The following is a 1,865-nucleotide window of genomic DNA, read 5'->3' as shown; positions in this document are numbered from 1 at the left end:
GCCGACTTAGTGCGAGCCATGGCCGCAAAAGCGCACCAGCTCCGCTACCCCTCCAGCACACGCGAGCCGCCTGATAAAGAGCTTGCAGATGAATCGAATTGCTTCCGCCGTTCTGAGCCGAGCTCCGACGCGAGAAAACGGAGGCAGTCTACCGAGCTTCTACGGCGCCGGTTGCTACGATTGCGCCATGAAAGGCTACCGCACCGGAGAACACGCACTGGCTATCTACTTATCCTCCATCGCAGGATTCGTAGATACGCTGGGGTTCTTGTACCTGGGCGGATACTTCCTGTCGTTTATGTCGGGGAACACCACCCGGCTGACTGCGGCGGTCAATGCGGGGAAATGGGACGTCGCGATGACGGCTGGCGGGGTTATGGTGCTGTTCCTCATCGGCGTGGGTATTGGGGCACTAATCAGCCAACTGGGGAGGCGGTATCTGCCGCGAACGCGCACGCGCGAAGCGATTCTTCTGTTTATCTGCGCCACCTCGACGATTGCCTCAGTACTGGTTTTGACCGGGCACGAACAGTGGGCGGTTTACAGCCTGTCATTCACCGTGGGCGCTATGAATTCCACGTTCGAGCGCGACGGCGAGGTAAGCATTTCCCTGACATACATGACGGGCACGCTAGTGAAGATGTCTCAGCGGTTCGTGGCCGCACTCTTCGGCGGCCCGCACTTGGATTGGCTGCGCTATTTCGCGCTGTGGATGGCGCTTGCCTGCGGAGCGCTACTGGGCGGCTGGATGTATGTCCAGGTGGGCCTGCACGCGGTACTGGTGGTGACGGGCATGCTATATGCGGGAACCGTGACTGCACTGGTGTACCGCCAATGGCGGCGCAACCGTGGGCTGGCGGTTTAGTGCTAGTGGCCTAGAGCTCCAAGGGGTTCAGATTGAGCATCCTCGCGGTTCGAAGTCCATCCTTACGTCCTCGAGGTCAATGTCCTCTTCCATTTGCAACCGCGAAACCCAGCCTTCATTCGAGCCGGAGATCTTCCTGTAGTCATCAATGGAAAGCAATACGAAGGCCGGCTCACCTCGATCAGTAATAACAACGGGCCCCTCACCAGCCTTCCTTTTCGCGTAACTCACATCCTGATTGAACTCACGCGCACTCACGCTAGTCATGAGAACCCTCCTTTTGTAGCAACGTACCTACATTCTGACTAACCAGCCAACACTTTCAATATCCACAGTTAGAAACACCCCGTTTTTATCTTGGCAACATATTGTTGCTAAAGTCTGTGTAGCGATTGATCAACCGCTCACCTCCCCAACCTCAACCCCAGGAATTTTCATCATGTTTCTAGCCTTGCGCGAAATGCTTTTTGCGCGCACCCGCTTTCTTCTCATGAGCGTCGTGTTGGCGCTCATGTCCTTGCTGGTCGTCATCATCTCCGGCCTGACAGCCGGTCTGGTCAACGACGGCGTTTCCGGTCTGAAGGCAATGGATAGTGACGTCATCGCTTTCGCCGACGGCACACAGACCGATTCCGCCTTCACGCGCTCCGTCATCGACATTGCAGAGGCCGACAAGTTCGCCGACATCGACGGTGTGGAAGATGCCGCTCCGCTGGGGCTCACCATCGCCAACGCGCACAACCAGGACGGCAAGGCCGTCGACCTCACTCTCCTCGGCGTAAAGCCCGGCTCCTTCATCGCACCGGAAGGCCTGCCGGATCAAAGCACCACCCCTAACGACGGTGCACCTACTAAGACCAAGCACGAGATCGTCGTATCCTCCACCCTTCAAGACGAAGGCATCAAAGAAGGAGACACCATCACGATCGATCGCCTTGAGATCCCGTTGAAGGTCGTCGGCTTCACCGATGGCCAGCGCACCTTCGGCCACGTCGATGCC

The 1,865-nt window shown here is 57.6% G+C and carries 2 protein-coding genes and 1 pseudogene; 2 read left to right on the top strand and 1 reads right to left on the bottom strand.

Annotation, left to right across the window (positions count from 1 at the left end; translation table 11 throughout):
- Window positions 1-88 precede the first annotated feature (88 nt).
- Complete coding sequence (locus Q0331_RS01970; protein WP_298074405.1) at window positions 89-865, top strand: YoaK family protein; 777 nt, start codon at window positions 89-91, stop codon at window positions 863-865.
- 27 nt (window positions 866-892) lie between these two features.
- Here Q0331_RS01970 and Q0331_RS01965 read toward each other — a convergent pair whose 3' ends face one another.
- Window positions 893-1,132 (bottom strand): type II toxin-antitoxin system Phd/YefM family antitoxin, encoded by a 240-nt coding sequence (locus tag Q0331_RS01965; protein ID WP_298074402.1) that lies wholly within the window; start codon window positions 1,130-1,132, stop codon window positions 893-895.
- A 172-nt stretch (window positions 1,133-1,304) separates the two neighbouring features.
- On the opposite strand from Q0331_RS01965, the pseudogene Q0331_RS01960 reads away from it, so the two are divergent.
- Window positions 1,305-1,865, top strand: a pseudogene (locus Q0331_RS01960) (ABC transporter permease); the annotation flags it as partial.

This window comes from uncultured Corynebacterium sp. (genome assembly GCF_937999985.1).
Lineage (GTDB): Bacteria > Actinomycetota > Actinomycetes > Mycobacteriales > Mycobacteriaceae > Corynebacterium.
This window is presented reverse-complemented; position numbering and strand designations above follow the sequence as displayed.